Raw genomic sequence first — 20,153 nt, 5'->3', positions numbered from 1 at the left:
TTGCTATGCCAAGGAGAAGCAATGAAGTACGAAACAGCAGTTGAAGCGATCAAGGCCATTCTCGCCGCCGTCCCGGATGACGAACTGCCGAAGCCATCCAAGATCAAGAAGAGCGCAGAGGGAACCCCCGTTGTCTGGTTCGGTGGACGTGGCTACCACCTCGGATCTGCAACATCTAGCAGGAACGGTGGTGAGAAGAAGCGCAACCCACTGAACTACCGAAACCATGCCGTTTACGACGCGCTCATTGGCGAGACAGTCACCCGCCTAGACCTCGACTACAACCCGGAGGCCGCCAAATGACTACCCCAACCCTCTACTCCAAGCCCGCGTGTGTTCAGTGCACGATGACGAAGAAGTGGCTGGATCGTAACGGCACCGTGCTACCCATCGTTGACGTGACCGTGGACACCGACGCACTGGCCAAGATCGTTGCACTGAACTACGCACAAGCCCCCGTGATCTGGATCGACGCAGACACGCATTGGAGTGGTTTCCGCCCGGACCTACTCGCCCAACACTTCCCCAAGGAGAACGCATCATGAGCAAGTTCAGCGTCGGCAACTGGGTGCGTGTGACCCGGGCAGATTCGACCATCTTTGACGAGGTGGGTCAGGTTCGGAACATCAGCCGCTGGGTTCGTTGGTGGGAATACGTGATCGTCGTGAACGGCATCGCGTTCGGACCCATCGAAGAACACTTCCTCGTGCTCGCCGAGGAACCCGCAACAACCGAGGCCGCACAGTGACCCCGCCATTAAAGCCCGGTGACGTCACCAGCGCATCCGGAGAGGCTGAGCGGGGAGATGTTGGCCCCGACCAAAACCAGCCCGTTAAATCGCCTCCTGTGCGTTCATGGGAAATCACCCTCCCATGGTCAGTGCCGCCCGTGAAGCCCAACGGTGGCCACGGAAACATCTACGCACACGCCGCCAAAGTAAAAAGCACCCGCCGAACCATGGGCCTGCTCGCAAGAAGCGCGGGCATTCCATGGCTGGGCAGGTGCGATGTGGTGCTGACCTGGTACGTGCCGGACAAGATCAAGCGGGATGCAGACAACCTTGTTTGGACAACAAAGCCGCTATGCGACGCGCTGGCAGGCACGAAACCCGGAGATCACAAGATCGTAGAGGATGACACGCCGGATCTCATGGTCAAGCACATGCCGCGCATCGTCTATCGACCGGGCGAACCAAAACAAATGGTGCTGACGATTACCGCAATCGCTTAGGCAGGATCTTGGCGCGCACGTAATCGGCGAATGACTCGCCGGGCTCTAGCTGCTCGGTGATGTAGTCGTCCTGCTCTTTGGTGAGGCGGATTTGGCGGGATCGGCTCTTGGCGTTTTCAAGTGGCGGGCGTCCGCCTTTGTTGGGTTCCATGCTCCTAGGATACAGGTTTACAAGAACATGTGGATAGTGGTTTACATAAACCTAGTTCTTGGTGTACAGTAACTATCAAGAGCAAGCCACTAACAAGGAGTCAACATGAACGCCACGCAGAAGCTCATCAAGGTAATCACCGATCAGAACAAGAGTGATGATGTGCTGATCGGCGCGGCCCTTCTGGCTGACAATCTCACCGGACCTGTCGAGCGCATGACAAGCGCCGCCATCTGCGAAGTGCTCATCAATCGCCACCCGGAGATCCGCCCCGAACTGGACGTGTTCATGTACGACTACGAAACCGAGTTGTCGATGATCGAATTCATCGCCCTCGCCATCACCAAGTAACCACCCGCCCCCAGAACTCGAAAGGAAAATCATGGCATCGACATGCTTAGTCAAAGAGTGCGAACAGCCTTCCATCTGTAGGCGCATGTGCACTATGCACTACCAGCGCTGGAAGAAAGACAATGGTCACCTGCTGGCGCAAAAGAGGCATTGGGCCTCAGTTGAAGAACGGTTCTGGTCAAAGGTTGATAAGACGGAAACTTGTTGGAACTGGATAGGCGGATTCAACAAGAGCGGGTATGGCCGATTGAAGATTGACGGAAAATTCATCCGTGCACATATTCGTTCCTTTGAGATGGAGAACGGCGAAGTTCCGGCAGGCATGGTCGTTGACCACCGGTGCCACAACGAGAAATGCGTTAGGCCAGTTCACCTAAGACTTGTTACCCACAAGCAAAACTCTGAGCATCGAATCGGCGCTCAGAAAAACAGCAAATCAGGCATCCGGGGAGTCTATTGGGCACCCACTAGAAATGCGTGGATAGCCAGCGTCAGGCACTGCGGCCGACAAGTCAATCTCGGAACGTTCAGCACTGCTGCCGATGCTGAACGGGCCGCGATCGCCAAGCGAAATGAACTTTTCACTCACAACGACCACGACCGAAAGGAAGTAAAATGAGCACCGCGCCCACCGAAGCAATCGAAGCCGCAGCACGGGCAATCTACCGCAGTGTCAACCGTGGACATGCTGACACCAAGGGCTGGGACGAGGTGCAGCCAAACTGGAAGCGCTCCTACCGCCGAGACGCCACGGCTGCAGTTGGTGCCGCAGTACCCTACGTCGCCGCGCAGGCTTTGCGGGACGCTGCGGACGCACTTGAGGCTGGCTGGGCATATGGCGCCGAGCTCAAGTCAGACGGCAACGAGGACCGAGATGTTGCCGCCGCCATGCAGATGACCCACGAAAACGCCGAAGAACTACGGCGCCGTGCTGACCATCTCGAAGGGAAAAGTGAATGAGCGCCTACCAGGAGCGACGGGTTGAGGCGCGAAAGAGTCACCGATGCACAAGCTGCGACCGTCGAGTAATCCGCGCTGGTGACGTGTACCTGCGAGCCGTCCTATTCCCCAGCGACGACGGCAACCCATACACGGTGCCATTAACCATCAAGGAATGCGGAAAATGCGCCGAACGATACGGGCGGCTCTACCTGATCGAACCACTGCCCGAACCGCAAAACCATGACGTCTACCTAAACGCAATGAGAGAAGGACGAGGATGAACCTGATCTGCGCGGTATGCCCCGACTGCCTCACGAAGCTCGGACTGGCACCTGACGACCATTGCCCCACGCACCGACTGCACGAGCTTCGAGAAGAAAAGCCAACAGTCGGGTTCAAATGCGACCACCACGACAATGGAGCCCGCACCAAACCACCACTCCCGAAACCCAAATGGGCCGGCGGCAACATCGCCAAGCAACACCGAACGAAAGGCAACAAGGCATGAAGTACTTCTACGACACTGAGTTCCACGATGACGGCCACACCATCGACCTCATCAGCATCGGGATCGTCGCTGAGGATGGCCGCGAATACTACGCCGTCAACGCTGAGGCTGATTGGGCGCGAATCAAGAAGCATGACTGGCTTGCTGCCAACGTCGTCAATCAGCTGCCACACCCCGGCGAGTGGAAGCCCAAGGAGCAGATCAAGCGAGAAGTGACAGCGTTCCTGTTGGCCGACACACTGCCAGAGCTGTGGGCATGGTTTGCCGCCTATGATCACGTTGTTCTATCACAACTGTTCGGCCGCATGCTTGACCTGCCCGAGGGCATCCCGATGTACACGCACGACCTGCGCGCACTCATCGACTACCTGCCAGACAAACACCTACCCCAGCAGAAGACAGGCCAGCATGACGCCTTGGAAGATGCTCGATGGGTACAGGTGGCACACGCCTACGCAACGAGGGCACGATGAACGACTACGAAGTAAGGATCGTGCCGCACGACGGCACATACCCATGGTGGGGTGAACTTCGCTCGAACGGGATCCGCGTCAACCAAAAGCCATTCTCAACACTCCGGGGCGCTGAACGATGGTCCAGACGAACTCTCAAAGCCCTCCGCAAACTCGACAAACTCAATGACGAATTCAAAGGGAAAGCAAAATGACCGAGTTTTGGTGGGGCGTACTCTCGCTCCCAATCATCGTCCTGGCCGCAGCCGCAGCAGTTGGAGCGACCATCGGCGCATGGCATCTCATCGACCAGTGGAGCCAAGCGCGTTGGCGAAAACTACCGCCCGTCGAGATGCCCGTTCAGTATGGCGACCCCAAGGGCTGGAACGGATGGACACTAGGCAAATCAGGAACCCGTGGCGCATTCCTGTCATTGCTGCTTACGGGAATGAAGGGCTTCACGGTTCGTATTACCAGCGGCCTCGCCATCATGGTCGTTTATGGCACCGATAAGCGCGACCAACAACGCTCCGCAATTCTGTACCGCGCACTAGACAAAGCAATGGCCGACGTATGCAAGGAGATGGAAGATGAGCGTCCTCAAGAGTCCTGACTGCTTGGATGGTTCTCACAAAGCATGCAGCACAGACGGATGGTGCGAGGCAACGGAGCATGCCGTGCCGTGTCCCTGCGACTGCCACCAACCACAGGAACACTACGAGGGTTGCCCGTGCCCGCCATGCGTCAACATCCGGGCAGCGAGACCGCAACCCACGGACCCCATTGACACCTACCTATGCTGCGGCGTCACCATGCGACTCACACCAATACCCGGAGGCTGGACCGGACAAACCACCCACCTCGACCACTGCCCCGGCACCGGGGCTTTTTTATTGCCCGAAACCAAGGAGACACGATGAAGCTGAACACTTTCGGCGCCACCATCGCCCGTGTTGAAGCAGAGCGGCTACAGCAAGCCAAGGACGCAATCGCAGCAGGATGGACGCCCGACCAGCACCCGGCGATCTGCTGCCCGCCAGACAAGACCCAGCAACCCAAGCGCGGTGGCAGGTCACGTTACGAAGTCCAGCGACTCCGGGACCAAGCCGAGAACCGCGCCAAATGGTGGGCCGACGCTGTTGAGCGCACGCAAGCCAAGCTCGACAACCGCGAAGCCAACCGGCACCCATTCGACCACGGCATGCTCAACACGCCAGTTGGGCCACGAGCACGTGAAGCCAACGCCGGACAACGGATCTGGCAAGAACTTGAAACCGCCAAAGAACGGGCCGACCACTTCCTCCGACTTACCCGAAAATACGACATGCAACTGGAAAGTAAGCCATGACCAACGACCTATTCCGCGACCTGCTGGACGGGCGGATACCGATGCCAGCCAAACCCAAGCCGCCAACACTCGCAGAAGCAGCACAGGGAATCTGGGACGCATTCACGGACGTTTTCCAGCAACTCTCCGAAGCAGTCCAGCCAACCATCAAGGCCCTTCAAGACCTCGGCGTCATCGCAACCCAACCACCAACCGACCCGCGAGAACGTGCGCTCTGGACTCAACTTCACCGCGGCACCGGGCCGGCACCAGAGCCACTCCGAACACGCGGACGCACCAACCGATACCAAACGAAAGGCTGAACATGAAGCCCAACCAAGCGCCCAGCCACGTCGAGCAACTGATGATGATGCAGGAACAAGTAGCAACAGCCGTCGCATCACTCACCGGAGTGAAAGCCCAATTCATCAAAGCCGGATGGAGCGCTCCGAACGCCGAACTCGCCACCATCGAACTACTAAGGCAAGGAGCCAGCGGCAAATGAATTGCACCACGCCAGACTGTGAAGAGCCGACCGAAACCTACCTATGTGTCGCCTGCGTATCCGACCTGCAAGCGCGTATCGATAGCATTCACTTCCTACTGCCAGAAATGGACGTGGCCATTGCGCGGCTGGATGTGACAAGGCCCGGCAACCCGGAGACCAAAAGCAGCAACGATGCTGGCTCAGCAGCACCCGCCAACCTTGACGCAATCGAACTCAAGGCGCGAATGCTGACAGTCACCAACACCGCCGCCCAGTACGCACTCATGGACCATGCAGCAGGAACCGCCTGGATCATCGCCGAATGGGAAACCAAAGCCGAAGCAATAATCAGCGGCCCACAAGAACCACGCATCGACCACGCCGCCAACGCTGAGAGGGTCAAGGAGATTGCGCCACCCATGACCACGAAGCAATTGCTGCCATGGCTCAGGACGAACTCTAAGATCACCATCACCTCCCAGCAGATACGACACTGGGCACAACGCGGCTACCTCAAACCCGTCACCCGCGACCCATCACCCACCTACTGGCCGCATGAAGTCTTAGAGGCACGAAAGGATCGCATGGCAACATAGCTTGCATGTGTTAAAAAACCCATGTAAAGTGTTCCAAAGAGGCCCACAAGTCTCTGATAAACCTCACCAGCATCAACTGGTCGAGGTTATTTTTATGCCCAAATCCACAGTGGGCAGGCATGGATGGATCTCCTAGGAGGCTTATCTCCCGCGCAGGGTCACGCGCACCGCCACAGTCGAGAGACAGCGGCACAAGGGACGGTAGCTCAGATGGTTAGAGCTCTGACGGTAAGCGGGCCCGCTTAGGCCGTGCAGGTGCGTTGGTTCAACTCCAACCCGTTCCACGCTGTAGCAAGCAGCTAAGCCCCTTGGGGTGCATGATCATAAAAATAACCATAGGAGAGCCGTGGCAATTACAGTCAACAAACATCCAGACCTTGACGATGACAGCTACTCGGATGGCACCAATTGGGTCATTGACGACGATGGGCGCCTCCACGTGGTCAGCGCAACTGGCAATCTGGCGTCTTACAATGCGAATCAGTGGGCCTCCGCTAAGCGCGTAGAGGTTCCGGTTCCGATCGCCCCTAATAAAATTCAGGTAATGCTAAGCGTCTAGCCGCACACGCCATCGTCGGGATGATGACGGCAAGGGTATGTCAGGCGGGCACTGGCGGCTGTTCGACTCAGCCCATATCCACGAGCAAGAAGGCTGGCGTATCCCCATATGCGCCGGCCCTCTTGCACCAACACTTCCCCTGACCCCGACACACTATTGCGCAGCAATGCAGCGGGCAGATCAGGGGTATTACTTACGGAGGCACAGTGACACTGCCAGCATTCATCGCATGGGAAGCCGTGCAGGTCGCCAACCAAGGCGGCCTAGTCGTCATCCTCACCAAGCAGCCACGTGACGTACTTACCGACCTGCTGAACAACAGCGGCCAAGAACTCGCACACACCACACGCAGAACAAACGGCAGCGAAGGCATGGAGTTCCACTCGGGAGGACAGATCGCACTTGTCCGCACGGCTGACCGGTTCCGCGGATACTCAGCAACCCTCGCCATCGTCCCAATCGGAACCAGCCATGACGACATGATGACGATCCGGCCGGCCCTCTCCATCAAGGGTGGGGACATCGTCGGGTACTACTAACGCCCGGGGGTACTACCTAGGGGGTGGGGTATGGCAGGCGACGGACAGACAAGCAGGCGATGGCGCGAAGTAATCCGCCCGCAATTCAAAGCCAAGTGCATCGAAGAAGACGCGAACTGCTGGCTCTGCGGCATGACCATCGACTACTCCATTGTCGACATACACGACGATGGAGTATGGGAACCTGATCATCTGTATCCGCGCTCTACGCACCCGCAGCATGCGGAAGATCCTGGTGGGCTTCGTGCTAGCCACCGAGGATGCAACCGCACACGCAGCAACAAACTACACGTGACCGGACTAGGCACCCTCTCACGCAAATGGTTCAGCGGGTAAGTGCAGGGGTAGGGGCGTCCCAATGTTGAGAATCCCAAAACACCGGCAAGGTCCACCTCGAAACTAATCTCTCCCCCTGCAAGTTCTACCTGGGGTCGCCCGCGTGTGCGTGCGTGATTATACCTAAGGATGTGACATGGGCGTTCATGAGGCCACTTTGATGGCTATTGCTTCGGCGCCTTATGTGGATCGGGTGGGTGCTGATGCTGGCACGGTGGAGGCGATGCTGGCCTTGGCTAAGAAGATTGATGCTTGGGACGAGATTGTGGATCTTGCGATGGAGCAGGCTGCGGAGTCTGAGCGTAAGCCGACTGTCCCGGCGCATGACAATACTTCCCTTCCGACGTTCCTTCGATATTGCGAGGCGCTGGGCTTGACGCCTGCCACGCGACGGGCACTTGTTGCCGAGGTGAAGGCTGAGGGTGATGCTGTTGACGAGCTCAAGAAGCGACGGGGCCGGAAGCAAGCGGCGTCTGGGTAAGACTGTTCCGCGGATTCACACGAAGCCGCTGCGTGAATTGAATGAGGATACGTCGCTTGGCTATGAGGCGATTGAGGCGGCGAAGATTGCTGGCCGTCGCCTGCATCCTTGGCAGGAATGGTTCCTGATTCATTCGTTGGAGCTGGCTCTTGGATCGTTCTCTTATGACGAGTTCCCGAAGCTGCGGTTCAAGACCGTGCTGTTGCTGGTTAGCCGGCAGAACGGCAAGTCGTTCATTATGTCTACCCGCCTTCTTTGGCGCATGTTGATGTGGGATGGGCCCGAGGTTGAGTCCCCTCTGATTCTTGGCGCCGCTCATAAGCTGTCTGCGGCCGAGGAAATCCTTGACTTGACGACGATGGCGTTGCGTCGGTCTGCTGCGCGCAAGTACATTGCGCATAAGTCGAACGTGAACGGCAACAAATACTTGGAGCTTACGAACGGCTCCCGTTACAAGTGCGAGGCTGCGTCTGACGATGGTGGCCGCGGATTGTCTGTAACGGATCTTGCCTTTGATGAGCTCCGGCAGCAGCGTGACTGGGAGTCCTGGTCTGCGCTGACGAACACGACGAACGCCCGGTATTCCTCACAGACATTGGCCGTGTCGAACGCTGGCACCGCTAAGTCTGATGTGCTGCGCGGTTTGCGCAAGCAAGGGCTTGACCGGATTGCGGACTGGGAGAAGTACGTTGAGTCTGGCCTCATGGACGCTGAGACGTTCGCTAACCAGCACGACACAACCCTTGCCCTTATGGAGTGGTCGGCGCCTGATGGCTGTGACATCTGGGACCGTGACGGGTGGGCCGAGGCTAACCCGTCCATGGGCCATGAGGATGAGAACGGCATCGCTCTAATCACTGAGGAAACGCTCGCCTCTAAGGCCGCCCTTGTGGGTAAGCCTGGTGAGGATGGCGTGCCTGAGTATGTGTTCCGTACTGAGAATCTTTGCCAGTGGGTGACGGCTGATGTGTCGGCAATCTTTGGTGATGGGTTCTGGGAGACGCAGGGTGATCCTACTTCGGAGATCGTGAAGGGTTCGCAGATTGTCGCTTCGGTTGATGTCTCTCATAACAGGGCGATGGCGTATCTGGCGGTGGCTGGTTTCCGACCTGATGGCAAGACTCACGTCGAAGTCATTCTGCAACGTGCTGGCACTGAGTGGGTTGTGCCGTATCTGTCCGAACACTTCCATGAGTTGGGTGCTGAGTCGATTGTGGTTCAGGGCCGCGGCGCTCCGGCGTCTGCACTGATCGAGCATCTTGAGGCTGCTGGTATTCCGGTGACTCGGTGTGAGGGTTCGGACTTGGCTGCGGTTCATGGCGGCATGTTCGATGCTGTGCGCTCTGGTGATGTCTTCCATGTTGGTGATCAGGATGTTTTGAACGTGGCTGCTGCGGCTGCGGTGGTCAAGGATTTGGGGGATGTTCAGGTGTTGAACCGTTCGAAGTCCCCTGTTGATGTGGCCCCGCTGGTTGCTGTTGAGCAGGCTCGTTGGGGCTTGTCCATTTTGAAGACTAGGGCAGGTAAGCAAACAGTGAGCTCGTATGAAACACGTGGATTGGTGGTGGTCTGATGGGTCTCGGTGACTTGTTCCGTAAGGATTCGATTATCAATCAGGCGAAGTCTGCTGGTGCGTTCGCGCCTCAGGGCATGATGAGCATTGAGTTGCCGGCTGGTCAGACGACGGTTACTGATGAGATGGTGCGCGCTCTCGCTCATTCGATCAAGGGCATGGGCCCGCGTCGGTTGTGGGAGACGCAGCATAGCGTCCGCATGGTCGTTGATTTCCTTTCGCGCAATATTGGCCAGCTTGGTTTGCAGTCGTTCAAGATGGCTGGCGATGGTGGCCGTGAGCGGTTGCGTGATTCGCCGTTGACTCGGTTGTTGTCCGCGCCTAATGCGCAGATGACCGGCTATGACTTGATGGTTGCGCTGGTGTCTGACCTGGCGTTGTTCGATGAGGCGTGGTGGCTGGTTAGGCCGACCCGTGAGGGTGGCTGGGAGATCCGCCCGCTGGCTGTTGACCGCGTGTCGATTACTTCCGGGTATGAGATCGACGGGAACCTTGTTGTCTCCTATTCGATGGGCACCGGTAATAAGCCGCTAGTCATCGAGCAGGAGCAGCTACTTCATTTCCGCGGCTGGGACCCTGGCTACGGCCGAACGGTTTCCCCCGCGGTCCGTACGTTGCGGGATGTACTGGCTGAGCAGGTCGCTTCCCAAGAGTTCCGGCTCAAGGTGTGGGAGAACGGCGGACAGATTAGCCAGTACATCACCCGTCCTAAGGATGCTGCGGCGTGGTCTGCTGAGGCAGCGGACAGATTCAGGGAAGGCATGGCCGGCTACAGCAGTGGCGGTGGCAAGGAAGGGAAGATGCCAGTCCTTGAAGACGGCATGACGATCAACCAAACCCGCTTCAATGCCAAGGATGAGCAGTGGGCCGAGGCTGCACAGCTTGCTCTTGAGACTGTTGCTCGTGCTTTCCATATCAACCCGGCGATGCTGGGCGCTACTGGCGGTGTCTCCTATGCGAACGTGCGCGAGTTCCGCAAGATGCTGTACGGCGAAACGCTTGGGCCCTGGCTCAAGATGATTCAGGACCGCATCAACCGGTTCCTTATCCCCATGATTGGGGAAGATCCGGCCGCTTATGTTGAGTTCAATGTGAAGGCCAAACTTGCTGCATCGTTCGATGAGCAGGCTGCGGTTCTCTCGTCTTCTGTTGGTCGTCCTTGGATGACTGCTGATGAGGCTCGGGCGTTGGAGAATATGCCAGCGTTGGGCGGCGATGCTGCTGCGCTTGTGACTCCGTTGAACGTCCTTGTTGGTGGGCAGGCATCCCCGCGTGACTCGGCCCCTAAGTCTGGCCGGGTATTGACGAAACGTGACCCTATCAAGTTGAAGGGTGCGCCTACTCGTGAGTCTGAGAAGACCGTCGAGCAGTTGTTAGCGCAGTTCTTCAAGCGCCAGCGCAAGAGCGTGTTGGCGAAGATCAACTCTAAAGCTTCGGCCGCTTGGTGGGACAAGGAGCGCTGGGACAAGGAGCTTGCAGACGACCTGTACAAGGCGGCTGTGAGCGTGACTGGTCAGGTCGCGGCGGACACGTTGGACAGTATCGGGGATGACCCTGATGCGTACGACATGGGCCGCACTCAGAAGTTCTTGCAGTCCGTGGCTAAGTCGCGGGCGGAGATGATCAACCAGACCACCGAGGCCCAGGTTCAGGACGCCATTGATAACTCCGAGGATGAGGACTATGAGGGTGAGGACAACTCGCCTGAGCATGTCTTCGATGTTGCGGAGGAAGGGCGAGGCAAGGGTATCGCTCAAACGTTGCTGACTACCTTTGCCGGGTTCGCTGTTACTGAGGCGGCCAAGCAGCGCGGCGGTGACCAGGCAACGAAGACATGGGTGACTAGCTCTGGCAATCCAAGGCCGGAACATGCGGCGATGGACGGCGAGACGGTGGGCATGAATGACACCTTCTCATCCGGACAAAACTGGCCGGGCGATCCGGCTGGCGGTGCTGAGGGCGTAGCAAATTGCATGTGCGAAGTCGAGATCACTATCCCATAATCCGCATCATCAACCGTGACCCGAGAGGGTCTTTTTTATTGCCCAAGGAGGGCTAGTGCTTACGAAGAATATGCCCGTCCGCGTCAAGGCTGCGGCTGGTGATGCTGGCGAATTTGAGGCTGTTGTGGCCGTGTTCGGAAACATTGACTCGTACGGGGACGTGATCGTGAAGGGCGCCTTTGCTGCGACGTTGAAGGACTGGTCAGACAGCGGTGACCCTATCCCCGTGGTGTGGTCGCACGATTCCAGTGACCCGTTCTCACACATCGGCCACGTCGTTGAGGCGTCCGAGACCGACGCCGGCCTACAGGTCAAAGCCCAGCTGGACATGGATAACCCGAAAGCGGTCCAGGTCTTCAAGCTACTCAAGGCCCGCCGTGTCACACAGTTCTCCTTCGCCTACTCGGTGGAAGACTCCGGCCCCACGAAAGTGGGTGGCAAGGATGCGACCGAGCTTCGAGCCTTGAAGGTTTACGAGGTTGGGCCAACGCTCGTCGGGGCAAATCAGGCGACCGATTTGCTGTCTGCAAAATCAGATCTTCTTGACGTCATTGATGGCGTCAAGGCCGGCCGGGTTCTCTCGGCCAAGAACGCGGCGGTTGTCACCAAGACGATCGACGCTTTGGACGCGGCCAAACTGGCCCTGTCCGCGCTGCTTGATGCAGCAACGAATGACGAAGGCAAGACCAGCACCGGCCACCAGGTCAAGGACGAGGAACTGAGCGCGGTCAAGGGCGATAAGCCTGAGGAACTGGGCAAGGTCAAGTCCGAGGAACCTGCCGCCGAGGTGTCCGTCAATGCGAAGTCGTTTGAATCCTTTTTCCTAACTGAATCCCTTGAAAGGGGAATTTCAAATGTCTAAGTTTGATGAACTGATGAACGAGGCCAAGGGCCTGGTCGCTGCCGGTAAGTCCGGTCAGTTGTCCGACGAGCAGGCCGCACGCATGGAATCCATCAAGGGTGACATCGTGAAGGCAAAGGCTCACGAGAAGGCAATCGCCGATGGCGAGGCTCTGGTTAAGTCCATGAGTGAAGCCGATCCTGAGGTTCGCCCGGACGAGGTTGGCGCGAAGTCCTTGGGTGATCACTTTGTGAAGTCCCTCAAGGGTCGCAGCCTCAAGACTCCCGGCACCATTGCTACTCCGGAGTTCAAGGCCGCAACTGACACGCAGCTCGTTGGACGCAACGGCGGCGCGTACGGTCCGCTGGTTACGGACATCGATACCGAGTTCGTCAAGCCGGTTCGACAGCGTCTTGTTATCGCCGACCTACTGGGTGGCGGCAACGTCTCCGGAAATGCGATCTCCTACCCCGTCTATGGCGCGCTCGAAGGTGGAACCGGCGCCGTTGGTGAGGGTGGCCAGAAGCCACAGATGCACGTTGCCGATCCGACTTGGGTCACGGACGCGCTCGGCGAGGTCGCTGGCTGGTTCAAGATCAGCGATGACATGGCTGAGGATCTGCCTTACGTCGTGTCCGAGGTCAACTCGACCGCGCTGTACGATCTGGCTTCCAAGGAAGAAGCGGCGCTGCTGTCCGGTAACGGCACCAGCCCGAATTTGCGCGGCCTGCTGAACCGTGTCGGTGTCCAGGTGGAAGCTTCGGCTGACAAAACGGACAACGCTGACGCGATCTTCCGCGCCATGACCAAGGTCGGTCTCGGCTCGATCTTCTCCGCTGATGGCATCGTCATCAACCCCCTGGACTACCAGGCATTGCGCCTGCGTAAGGACGGCAACGGCCAGTACTTCGGTGGTGGCTTCTTCGCTGGCCAGTACGGCCAGGGCGGAATCATCGAGCAGCCCCCGCTGTGGGGTCTGCGCACGGTAGTGACCAACGCCGTTGCCGCCGGCACCGTGCTGGTTGGTGCGTTCACTTCCGCCAAGGTCTTCCGCAAGGGAGGCGTTCGCGTTGAGTCCACCAACTCCCACGCTGACGACTTCACGAACGACAAGATCACGATCCGAGTTCGCGAACGCCTGGGCTTGCAGGTCAAGTACCCGGCTGCATTCGTCAAGGTCACCCTGTCGGCGGCTGAGCCCACCCCGTAACCGGACGCTGCGCTGGGGGCTTTCGAGTCCCCAGCGCAGCACCTTTACCAAGGAGTCAAAATGGCGTTGAAGATTTATGAATTGAACGGTCTCACCTTCCAGTTCGATGACCAGGATGTACCGGATGGAGCACTCGAAGTAATCGCCGCAACGGTCGTTGATGTGCCGGAGATCGAGCCTGCCGCCGAGGCTAAGGCTGACGTGCCGGAGAACAAGGCGGTCGAGCCTGACAATAAGGCGGTGGCTGATGGAAAGCCTGCTACCCGCACCAAGCGCTGACCGAGAGGCCGATTATTTGGCCGCTGCTGAGGCTGCCGTTCGGTCTTATTGCGGCTGGCATATTGCCCCGGTGATCACTGAGGAAATGGTGATCGACGGTAACGGCGCCTACTCGCTACCTATCCCGTCGTTGCGTGTCGTGGACATTACGGCCGCAACAAATGCCGGCGCGGTCATGGACCCGTTGACGTTGGAGTGGTCGAAGGCTGGCTTCTTGCGTGCTGATGGCTGTTGGACTTCACGCCTGCGTGGTGTGCGGCTGACTGTTGAGCATGGCTTTGAGTCCGTGCCCGAGGTTGCCGAGATTGTGCGCGCCATTGCTGGGCGTGCGTCACTGTCCCCTAGCGGCATCACGCGGGAGCAAGCGGGCCAAGTGTCCGTGTCGTTCTCGCTGGTCGCCCCTGGGGTTGCTGGTGGCGTCGTGCTGATGGATCACGAGCGGGTCATGTTGGATCGTTACCGGATCTTCAAGGGGGTCTGATGATTTTCAGTGAGTCCGTGCAGGTGGTTGATCCGTCATGGGTTGATGATCGTGGCACGCCGCGGCCTGACTTTGACAGCCCTGTTTCGGTGACGCCTATTGATGGTTGCTCTGTGCAGCCTGGGGCGTCGTCGGAGGATCTGCAGAACCGTACTCAGAACACGATCCGATGGACGGTGTTCATCAAGCGGATTGTTCCGGTCGGTGATCATGTGGCGGTTGTCTTTGATGGCGTCCGGTACTCACTCTCTGGATCGGCCGCTTACTGGAAGTCTCCTTCTGGTGCTGTCTCGAACACCACTTTGCAGCTTGTGGATTGGGAGGGCTGATGGCTACGAAGATCAAGATTGTTCCCAATATTGAGGGGTTCAATGCGGTTCGTCGTTCTGAGGGTGTGCGCGCTGATCTGCTGGCGCGTGCCGAGCGGATCTTAGAAGCGACGGGTGTTGATGGGTTTGTCATCGTCAAGACGGAGAATCCACAGCGTTCGGGTGTGATGGTGGTTGCGAACACGTCTGAGGCGCGCAAGGCCGAGGCTACTGACAAGGTGCTTACGAAGGCTATTGATGCGGGGCGTGGCTGATGGGTGATCTGGTCCTGTTCGCTGATGTTGAGGATGATCTTCGGCAGCATTTCAATGCGACTCTTCCGGGGTTTGGCTTCGGTCAACCCTCCTATGTAAAGCGGCCGGCGACCTTGCCGGAGTCGTTCATTTACATTCACCGCACGGGCGGGCCTCGTCGGGACATGGTGACCGATCAGCCCCAGCTCACCATCGAGTGTTACGGCCGCTCCAAGAGCTCGCCTGATGAGTCGCTGGCGTTCCGGGTGGCCCAGTTCGTCCGCTCCCTTATGAACGCCTTAGAGGGCAATCTTCTGGGCGGCAATCAAGTTGATTCTGTCAATGAATTCTCCGGCGCTTACAACGACCCGGACCCGCTCGCACCAACTCATGCACGATTCACAGCCACGTACCAGTTAGCGGTACGAGGCGAAGTTCTCTAACGCCCGGAAGGGGTAAAAATCATGGCTGTTGATGCCAAAAATGTTCTAGTAGGTGGTCCCGATCAGGCGACTACCGGCGCCATCCTTTCGGCGCCGTTGGGAACTGACCTGCCCGTATTGCCGTCCGAAGCTCCCAGTGCTGAGTTTGATGACTCGGGTTACATCTCCGAAGACGGTCTGACCATGACGCCTGAGCGTTCCATGGCCGGGATCAAGGACTGGTCAGGTGCGACCGTCAAGGAGACGTTGGAGGAATTCAACGGCACCCTGGCATGGGCTCATCTTGAAACCAATGAGGCCGCGTTGAAGAACTACTTCGGCGATGACAACGTGACTGTCACTGCGGCAACTCCCACGTCCGGCAAGATCATTAAGGCCACGATGGGCGCGACTGAGATGCCGCGCAAGTCATGGATCTTCCGTGTCAAGGATGGCGCAGCGAAGATCCTTATCGTTGTCCCTGATGCCCAGGTTTCAGAGCAGGGCGAGATCGCTTTTACCAAGTCTGGTGCTATCACGTGGCCGATCACGCTCAAGACTTTCCCTGACGCGGCCGGCGTCAATGTCTACATCTACACCGACGATGGAATCTATAGTGCATAGTCCCCTCATTGCAGAGAAAACATGCAAGCTCTGCGGGGAAACTAAGCCACTGGATCGGTTCCACAAGGCGCCGCACAATAAGACGGATGGGCGACAAGCAAGGTGCAAACCTTGCGCTCATGCGGCGGGCAAAGAAACCAACGCCAAATGGCGGTCCAAGAATCGTGAGCGCGCTCGGCTCACATCTAACGCATGGAATGCTGCGAACGTCGATAAGCGTCGTGAGCGTCACCTGATGTTCAACTTCGGGATAACGGCGGAAATTTACGACGCAATCCTTGAACTGCAAAATGGTTGCTGCGCGATATGCGGCACCCTCCCAGAGGAAAGTTACAAGGGCCTAGCAGTTGATCATGACCATGAGACCGGTCGAGTTCGTGGGCTTTTGTGCCAGCGGTGCAACATGTCGCTTGGCTTGCTGGGCGACAGTATCGACACGCTTTCAACTGCCATTTCATATCTGGAAAACTCACGCGCATCGAGTGTTGTTGAGTCCGTAAACAAAGCGGCTTCTGTTCTGGAAGTCGCCTAACAAGCTGGCGGGCCGGGGTTTCTTCTTGCGGGAGCGCTCCCCGGCCCGCCGTTCCACCCTCATGCGCTCCCATCCCATTCTTTGAAAGGTGTTCCCGCAAATGGTTTTCACTCCCAGCTTCAAGCAAAACGTTTTTGAGTTTAGTTTCGCCAGTGCGCCGAAGAAGGTTTACACCCTTCCGACCAAGGAGTACTTGAACGCGGATCTTGCATCACGCCTGACCAACGCGGCAATGGCAGCCAACGCCGGCAAAGAAATCTACGACAAGGCTAAGGCGATTGCTGACGCGACCGGCGAGGAAATTGTTCTTCCCGAGTCATTCGATCAGTCGGCGCTTTCCAATGTGGTCGTGTTGCAGCGTGAGGTGTTCGACAAGTACGCACCCGGCGCGTTCATGGTGGGCACACAGGATGAGATTACTCAGATTTGGACGGCATGGTCACAGAGCCGTGACGAGTCTTCCGTGAGCTTGGGGGAATCTTCGGCCTTGTCCAACTCCTAGACGAGTTCGGCGAGGCCATTGAGTACCATCTGCTGACCATCGGGAAGCACATTGGCGACCTTGGCACACCGGCCTTGTCGTGGCGTGACCTATGGGTGATCATTCGGCACGCTCCCACATCATCGTCCATTGCTCGGGTGATGCATCCAGAGACGGCAGCCTGGGCGAATGGCGAAGTCAACGCACAGCTACTAGCCCTCATCGGAGACATGCTCGCTGAGGGCAATTGGCAACGAGCGGGGCGCAAGAATTCCCCGCACCCGAAGCCGATCAAACGGCCCGGTGTGGAATCTGGCGATAAAACATTCGGCAGTGAGCCAATACCGATCAGTCAATTCAATGACTGGTGGGAATCCAACTGACCTTTAGGGGTCTTTTTTATTGCCGAAGTAACCGACTGTCGGGGCGATCAGTCGGTTACTTCGAATAGTTTTGCGCGCACCTCTAGAGCAGCTGCATTGGCTTCTTCGAGACTAGAAAATCTTCCGACGTTTATTTTCTTTCCGTCCGACGCTACGCGGGCTCGCCAGTTCTTCTTTTCGGCGTCCCACATAACTCCCCTGACTCCGGACTTGCTATTGCTATGGGAAGAAATCCGGTTCTCCATATTGCTCCGGTGGCTTACGGCCCTTAGATGATCAGGGTTTACGCACGGTGGGTTATGGCACAAGTGATCAATCGAAAGATTCTCGTCCAGTTCCCCGTGCGCTAGCTCCCACGAGTACCGGTGCGCGGCCCGTACGGTTCCGCCGTGCTTCATCTGTCCGTATCCATGGGTTGTCTTCTTTCCCGTCCAGTTCCAGCACCCGCTGGACTTTTCCACACGTTCCCAAAAGAACACCTCCTTGGAGGAAGTCTTCGTGTGGATGGGCTTTAATGACCTCCCTTCGCGCTGCTGTTGGGCGTGTGATTTGCACAGGCCGCGTGATTCGTGAACTCGTTCGCATCCGTCGAAACTGCATTCTTTTGCCATACATATATTCTATCACCATTATGCCCAAAAGGGGGTCACGTTGGCTGAGAACGGCGTTGATATTGCCAAGGCGTATGTCCATCTGATCCCGTCTTTCGAGGGTGGTCAGGGTGCGATTGCTGATGCCCTCATTCCTAGCGCCTCCAAGGCCGGTGATGGGGCTGGTTCCGCTGCTGGCAGTAAGTTCTCCGGCAGTTTCGGCAAGGGCTTGGCGGCCCTTGCCGGGGCGGCCGCTGTCACTGGCGCATTCACTGGCCTGTGGAAGATTGCGGAATCATTTGATGACGTTGCTGACACGATCCGCATTGGAACGGGAGCCACAGGCGAGGCCCTGGACGGCCTCGTTGATGTAGCCAAGAACGTTGGCAAGACGGTGCCTGCCGAATTTGGTGACATTGGTACTGCCGTGGCTGACATCAACACTCGCATGGGCCTCACTGGGGACACACTGCAAACCGTGGCGTCACAGTACCTGCAGGCCGGGAACATCCTCGGGGAGTCCGTCGATATTGGAAAGACATCGGCAGCTTTCAGCGCGTTCAAGATCACTGGTGATGATGTCTCCGGCGCCATGGACCACCTCTTTCAGGTGTCGCAGGCAACCGGCGTTGGCATGAATGACCTTGCCGCGTCGGTGCAAAAGAATGCGCCGGCAGTTCAGGCGCTTGGGTTCAATTTCGAAGAGACCGCCGTGCTGGTTGGTTCACTCGATAAGGCTGGCCTGAACTCTAGCGCCGTCATGGCATCCATGAGCAAGTCACTTGTGACACTGGCGAAGGATGGCGAGGCACCTAAGGACGCGTTCAAGCGCGTGACTGGTGAGCTGCAAGGCTTCATCGCGAGCGGTGACGAGGCTGGTGCGATCAATCTGGCGGCCAAGGTCTTCGGAACTAAGGGCGCATCACAGTTTGTTGGTGCACTCAAGTCCGGATCTATCAACCTTGATGACCTTAGTAAGGCTGCTGGGCAGACGTCGGATTCCATCCTTGGAACGGCCGCCGACACTGCCGACTTTGCTGAGTCGTGGCAGCTTGTCAAGAACAACGCAATGCTGGCCCTGGAGCCTTTGGCGTCAAATGTTTTCGGTCAGATATCCGGGGCGCTAGCGGGCGCGATGCCCATGTTGCAGCAATTCGGCGCATGGCTTAGCGAGAACACGTGGGTGTTAGGCGTGGTTGCCGGAATTATTGGCGCCACCCTCGTGGGTGCCTTTGTTGCATGGACAGCGAGTATCTGGGCAGCGAACGCAGCCCTGCTTGCGAACCCGATCACGTGGCTCATTCTGATCATTGTCGCGCTGGTGGCAGGCATCATCTACTTGGCAACTCAGACAACATTCTTCCAAGACGTGTGGAGCGCGGTGTGGGGGTTCATTCAGGCCACGATCACCAACGCCGGCAACCTTATCGGAACAGTCCTGAGCTGGATTAGTACCACATGGGCCGCTGTATGGGGCTTTGTTTCGTCGGTGGCAATGGCCGTCTGGTCCGGAATTGTCGGTTTCATAACTGGCTACATAAACACGATCCGGACAATAATCACCGTCGGGGTCATGGCGGCTCAGATGATCTGGGCCAATACGTGGAATCTGGTCAGCTCCGTGGCCTCTGCGATCTGGGGCGGAATAGTCGGCTTCATAACCGGCTACATCAACACGGTTCGAGCCGTAATTTCAAACGTCCTTGGTGCTATTAGCTCCATCTGGGCCGGCGCATGGAACGGAATAAGTTCTTTCGTATCCGGCGCTTGGAACGGAATCATTGGATTTTTCAGTGGCGCCATTGGCACTGTGTCTGGGATCTTCCAGAGCATCGCCAATTCGATCATGTCCCCATTCCGGAACGCATTCAACGCCATCGCGGGCTTCTGGAACGGCACTGTTGGGCAGATCAGCTTCAAGATTCCTGACTGGGTTCCTGGCGTGGGCGGCAATGGCTGGTCTGTTCCATCCATCCCCATGCTCGCTGAGGGCGGTGTGATCACCCGGCCCACTCTCGCCGTTGTTGGTGAGGCTGGGCCCGAGGCTGTCATCCCACTGTCCAAGCTTTCACAGCACCTCCCAGAAGGCGTGGGCGGTAAGGCTGGCGGCGGTGACGTCATCTTCAACGGAAACGTTGGCTGGGATCCATACGAGATTGCCAACCGCATTGAAACGAAGCGACGTGACACCTTCAGTGTCTACTTCTAGGAGG

32 protein-coding genes and 1 tRNA gene are annotated in these 20,153 nt (G+C 57.7%); 31 read left to right on the top strand and 2 right to left on the bottom strand.

Annotated features, from left to right (window positions below; translation table 11 throughout):
- The first annotated feature begins 21 nt into the window (after nt 1-21).
- The 4 genes from BLV41_RS13290 to BLV41_RS13275 are packed head-to-tail and all read left to right on the top strand — an operon-like array spanning nt 22 to nt 1,230.
- On the top strand, nt 22-303 hold the full coding sequence (locus tag BLV41_RS13290; RefSeq protein WP_074712016.1) for a hypothetical protein: 282 nt from the start codon (nt 22-24) through the stop codon (nt 301-303).
- Complete coding sequence (locus BLV41_RS13285) at nt 300-545, top strand: glutaredoxin domain-containing protein (protein WP_074712014.1); 246 nt, start codon at nt 300-302, stop codon at nt 543-545. Before BLV41_RS13290 ends, BLV41_RS13285 begins: the two co-directional genes overlap by 4 nt.
- On the top strand, nt 542-748 hold the full coding sequence (locus tag BLV41_RS13280) for a hypothetical protein (RefSeq protein ID WP_074712013.1): 207 nt from the start codon (nt 542-544) through the stop codon (nt 746-748). The genes BLV41_RS13285 and BLV41_RS13280 overlap by 4 nt, the downstream gene beginning before the upstream one ends.
- Complete coding sequence (locus tag BLV41_RS13275) at nt 745-1,230, top strand: RusA family crossover junction endodeoxyribonuclease (protein WP_074712012.1); 486 nt, start codon at nt 745-747, stop codon at nt 1,228-1,230. The genes BLV41_RS13280 and BLV41_RS13275 overlap by 4 nt, the downstream gene beginning before the upstream one ends.
- Here BLV41_RS13275 and BLV41_RS22110 read toward each other — a convergent pair.
- Complete coding sequence (locus BLV41_RS22110; protein ID WP_170835475.1) at nt 1,214-1,381, bottom strand: hypothetical protein; 168 nt, start codon at nt 1,379-1,381, stop codon at nt 1,214-1,216. The two genes, BLV41_RS13275 and BLV41_RS22110, sit on opposite strands and share 17 nt — an antisense overlap.
- Nucleotides 1,382-1,486: 105 nt before the next feature.
- On the opposite strand from BLV41_RS22110, the gene BLV41_RS13270 reads away from it, so the two are divergent.
- The 26 genes from BLV41_RS13270 (at nt 1,487) to BLV41_RS13140 (ending at nt 16,988) form a co-directional block, all read left to right on the top strand.
- Nucleotides 1,487-1,732 (top strand): hypothetical protein, encoded by a 246-nt coding sequence (locus tag BLV41_RS13270; RefSeq protein ID WP_074712011.1) that lies wholly within the window; start codon nt 1,487-1,489, stop codon nt 1,730-1,732.
- Nucleotides 1,733-1,826: 94 nt separating this feature from the next.
- Nucleotides 1,827-2,351 carry an HNH endonuclease signature motif containing protein gene (locus tag BLV41_RS13265; RefSeq protein ID WP_170835474.1) on the top strand — a complete coding sequence of 175 codons (525 nt, stop codon included), beginning with the start codon at nt 1,827-1,829 and terminating at the stop codon, nt 2,349-2,351.
- Entirely contained in the window at nt 2,348-2,692 is a 345-nt protein-coding gene (locus tag BLV41_RS13260; RefSeq protein ID WP_074712008.1) for a hypothetical protein, read from the top strand. Before BLV41_RS13265 ends, BLV41_RS13260 begins: the two co-directional genes overlap by 4 nt.
- A gap of 486 nt (nt 2,693-3,178) precedes the next feature.
- The gene (locus tag BLV41_RS13250) at nt 3,179-3,655 is read left to right on the top strand and encodes a 3'-5' exoribonuclease domain-containing protein (RefSeq protein ID WP_074712004.1); all 477 of its coding nucleotides are present in this window, start codon (nt 3,179-3,181) and stop codon (nt 3,653-3,655) included.
- A 190-nt stretch (nt 3,656-3,845) separates the two neighbouring features.
- Entirely contained in the window at nt 3,846-4,247 is a 402-nt protein-coding gene (locus tag BLV41_RS13245) for a hypothetical protein (RefSeq protein ID WP_074712002.1), read from the top strand.
- A 303-nt stretch (nt 4,248-4,550) separates the two neighbouring features.
- The gene (locus BLV41_RS13240) at nt 4,551-4,982 is read left to right on the top strand and encodes a hypothetical protein (RefSeq protein ID WP_074712001.1); all 432 of its coding nucleotides are present in this window, start codon (nt 4,551-4,553) and stop codon (nt 4,980-4,982) included.
- Nucleotides 4,979-5,284 carry a hypothetical protein gene (locus BLV41_RS13235; RefSeq protein ID WP_074711999.1) on the top strand — a complete coding sequence of 102 codons (306 nt, stop codon included), beginning with the start codon at nt 4,979-4,981 and terminating at the stop codon, nt 5,282-5,284. The genes BLV41_RS13240 and BLV41_RS13235 overlap by 4 nt, the downstream gene beginning before the upstream one ends.
- A 2-nt stretch (nt 5,285-5,286) precedes the next feature.
- Nucleotides 5,287-5,466, top strand: coding sequence for a hypothetical protein (locus BLV41_RS13230; RefSeq protein ID WP_074711997.1), 180 nt, complete (start codon nt 5,287-5,289; stop codon nt 5,464-5,466).
- Nucleotides 5,467-5,573: 107 nt separating this feature from the next.
- A complete protein-coding gene (locus BLV41_RS13225) occupies nt 5,574-6,044 on the top strand; it encodes a MerR family transcriptional regulator (RefSeq protein ID WP_139244325.1) in 471 nt (156 codons plus the stop codon).
- A 195-nt stretch (nt 6,045-6,239) separates the two neighbouring features.
- A tRNA-Leu gene (locus BLV41_RS13220) sits at nt 6,240-6,328 on the top strand.
- A 62-nt stretch (nt 6,329-6,390) separates the two neighbouring features.
- Nucleotides 6,391-6,603, top strand: a complete 213-nt coding sequence (locus BLV41_RS13215; RefSeq protein WP_074711993.1) for a hypothetical protein — start codon at nt 6,391-6,393, stop codon at nt 6,601-6,603.
- A 206-nt stretch (nt 6,604-6,809) separates the two neighbouring features.
- A complete protein-coding gene (locus tag BLV41_RS13210) occupies nt 6,810-7,142 on the top strand; it encodes a hypothetical protein (RefSeq protein ID WP_074711991.1) in 333 nt (110 codons plus the stop codon).
- Between the two features lie 151 nt (nt 7,143-7,293).
- On the top strand, nt 7,294-7,437 hold the full coding sequence (locus BLV41_RS22105) for a hypothetical protein (protein ID WP_170835473.1): 144 nt from the start codon (nt 7,294-7,296) through the stop codon (nt 7,435-7,437).
- 177 nt (nt 7,438-7,614) lie between these two features.
- Nucleotides 7,615-7,959 carry a terminase small subunit gene (locus tag BLV41_RS13200; protein ID WP_074711988.1) on the top strand — a complete coding sequence of 115 codons (345 nt, stop codon included), beginning with the start codon at nt 7,615-7,617 and terminating at the stop codon, nt 7,957-7,959.
- Nucleotides 7,910-9,532, top strand: a complete 1,623-nt coding sequence (locus BLV41_RS13195; protein ID WP_170835472.1) for a terminase large subunit domain-containing protein — start codon at nt 7,910-7,912, stop codon at nt 9,530-9,532. The genes BLV41_RS13200 and BLV41_RS13195 overlap by 50 nt, the downstream gene beginning before the upstream one ends.
- Nucleotides 9,532-11,535 (top strand): phage portal protein, encoded by a 2,004-nt coding sequence (locus BLV41_RS13190; protein ID WP_074711984.1) that lies wholly within the window; start codon nt 9,532-9,534, stop codon nt 11,533-11,535. The genes BLV41_RS13195 and BLV41_RS13190 overlap by 1 nt, the downstream gene beginning before the upstream one ends.
- A 55-nt stretch (nt 11,536-11,590) precedes the next feature.
- The gene (locus BLV41_RS13185; protein WP_139244323.1) at nt 11,591-12,397 is read left to right on the top strand and encodes an HK97 family phage prohead protease; all 807 of its coding nucleotides are present in this window, start codon (nt 11,591-11,593) and stop codon (nt 12,395-12,397) included.
- On the top strand, nt 12,390-13,586 hold the full coding sequence (locus tag BLV41_RS13180; RefSeq protein WP_074711982.1) for a phage major capsid protein: 1,197 nt from the start codon (nt 12,390-12,392) through the stop codon (nt 13,584-13,586). Before BLV41_RS13185 ends, BLV41_RS13180 begins: the two co-directional genes overlap by 8 nt.
- A 60-nt stretch (nt 13,587-13,646) precedes the next feature.
- Nucleotides 13,647-13,865, top strand: a complete 219-nt coding sequence (locus BLV41_RS13175) for a hypothetical protein (protein ID WP_074711981.1) — start codon at nt 13,647-13,649, stop codon at nt 13,863-13,865.
- Nucleotides 13,834-14,346: a hypothetical protein gene (locus BLV41_RS13170; protein ID WP_074711979.1), complete on the top strand. Its 513-nt coding sequence runs from the start codon at nt 13,834-13,836 to the stop codon at nt 14,344-14,346. Before BLV41_RS13175 ends, BLV41_RS13170 begins: the two co-directional genes overlap by 32 nt.
- Nucleotides 14,346-14,675, top strand: coding sequence for a hypothetical protein (locus BLV41_RS13165; RefSeq protein WP_074711977.1), 330 nt, complete (start codon nt 14,346-14,348; stop codon nt 14,673-14,675). The genes BLV41_RS13170 and BLV41_RS13165 overlap by 1 nt, the downstream gene beginning before the upstream one ends.
- Nucleotides 14,675-14,929, top strand: coding sequence for a hypothetical protein (locus tag BLV41_RS13160; RefSeq protein ID WP_074711975.1), 255 nt, complete (start codon nt 14,675-14,677; stop codon nt 14,927-14,929). The genes BLV41_RS13165 and BLV41_RS13160 overlap by 1 nt, the downstream gene beginning before the upstream one ends.
- Nucleotides 14,929-15,351, top strand: a complete 423-nt coding sequence (locus BLV41_RS13155) for a hypothetical protein (protein ID WP_074711974.1) — start codon at nt 14,929-14,931, stop codon at nt 15,349-15,351. Before BLV41_RS13160 ends, BLV41_RS13155 begins: the two co-directional genes overlap by 1 nt.
- Before the next feature lie 21 nt (nt 15,352-15,372).
- Nucleotides 15,373-15,954: a phage tail tube protein gene (locus BLV41_RS22100; protein WP_074711972.1), complete on the top strand. Its 582-nt coding sequence runs from the start codon at nt 15,373-15,375 to the stop codon at nt 15,952-15,954.
- Entirely contained in the window at nt 15,947-16,486 is a 540-nt protein-coding gene (locus BLV41_RS13145; protein ID WP_074711970.1) for an endonuclease domain-containing protein, read from the top strand. The genes BLV41_RS22100 and BLV41_RS13145 overlap by 8 nt, the downstream gene beginning before the upstream one ends.
- A gap of 100 nt (nt 16,487-16,586) precedes the next feature.
- Nucleotides 16,587-16,988 (top strand): hypothetical protein, encoded by a 402-nt coding sequence (locus BLV41_RS13140; protein WP_074711968.1) that lies wholly within the window; start codon nt 16,587-16,589, stop codon nt 16,986-16,988.
- 409 nt (nt 16,989-17,397) lie between these two features.
- Here the strand turns inward: BLV41_RS13140 and BLV41_RS23060 are convergent, their stop codons facing one another.
- Nucleotides 17,398-17,748 (bottom strand): HNH endonuclease signature motif containing protein, encoded by a 351-nt coding sequence (locus BLV41_RS23060; RefSeq protein WP_425284294.1) that lies wholly within the window; start codon nt 17,746-17,748, stop codon nt 17,398-17,400.
- Between the two features lie 253 nt (nt 17,749-18,001).
- On the opposite strand from BLV41_RS23060, the gene BLV41_RS13130 reads away from it, so the two are divergent.
- Nucleotides 18,002-20,149 carry a phage tail tape measure protein gene (locus BLV41_RS13130; protein ID WP_074711964.1) on the top strand — a complete coding sequence of 716 codons (2,148 nt, stop codon included), beginning with the start codon at nt 18,002-18,004 and terminating at the stop codon, nt 20,147-20,149.
- Nucleotides 20,150-20,153 lie beyond the last annotated feature (4 nt).

The sequence above is a fragment of the Arthrobacter alpinus genome, from assembly GCF_900105965.1.
Taxonomy (GTDB): Bacteria; Actinomycetota; Actinomycetes; order Actinomycetales; family Micrococcaceae; genus Specibacter; species Specibacter alpinus.
The sequence above is the reverse complement of the archived record's forward strand: the minus strand, read 5'-3'. Positions and strand labels throughout refer to the sequence as shown.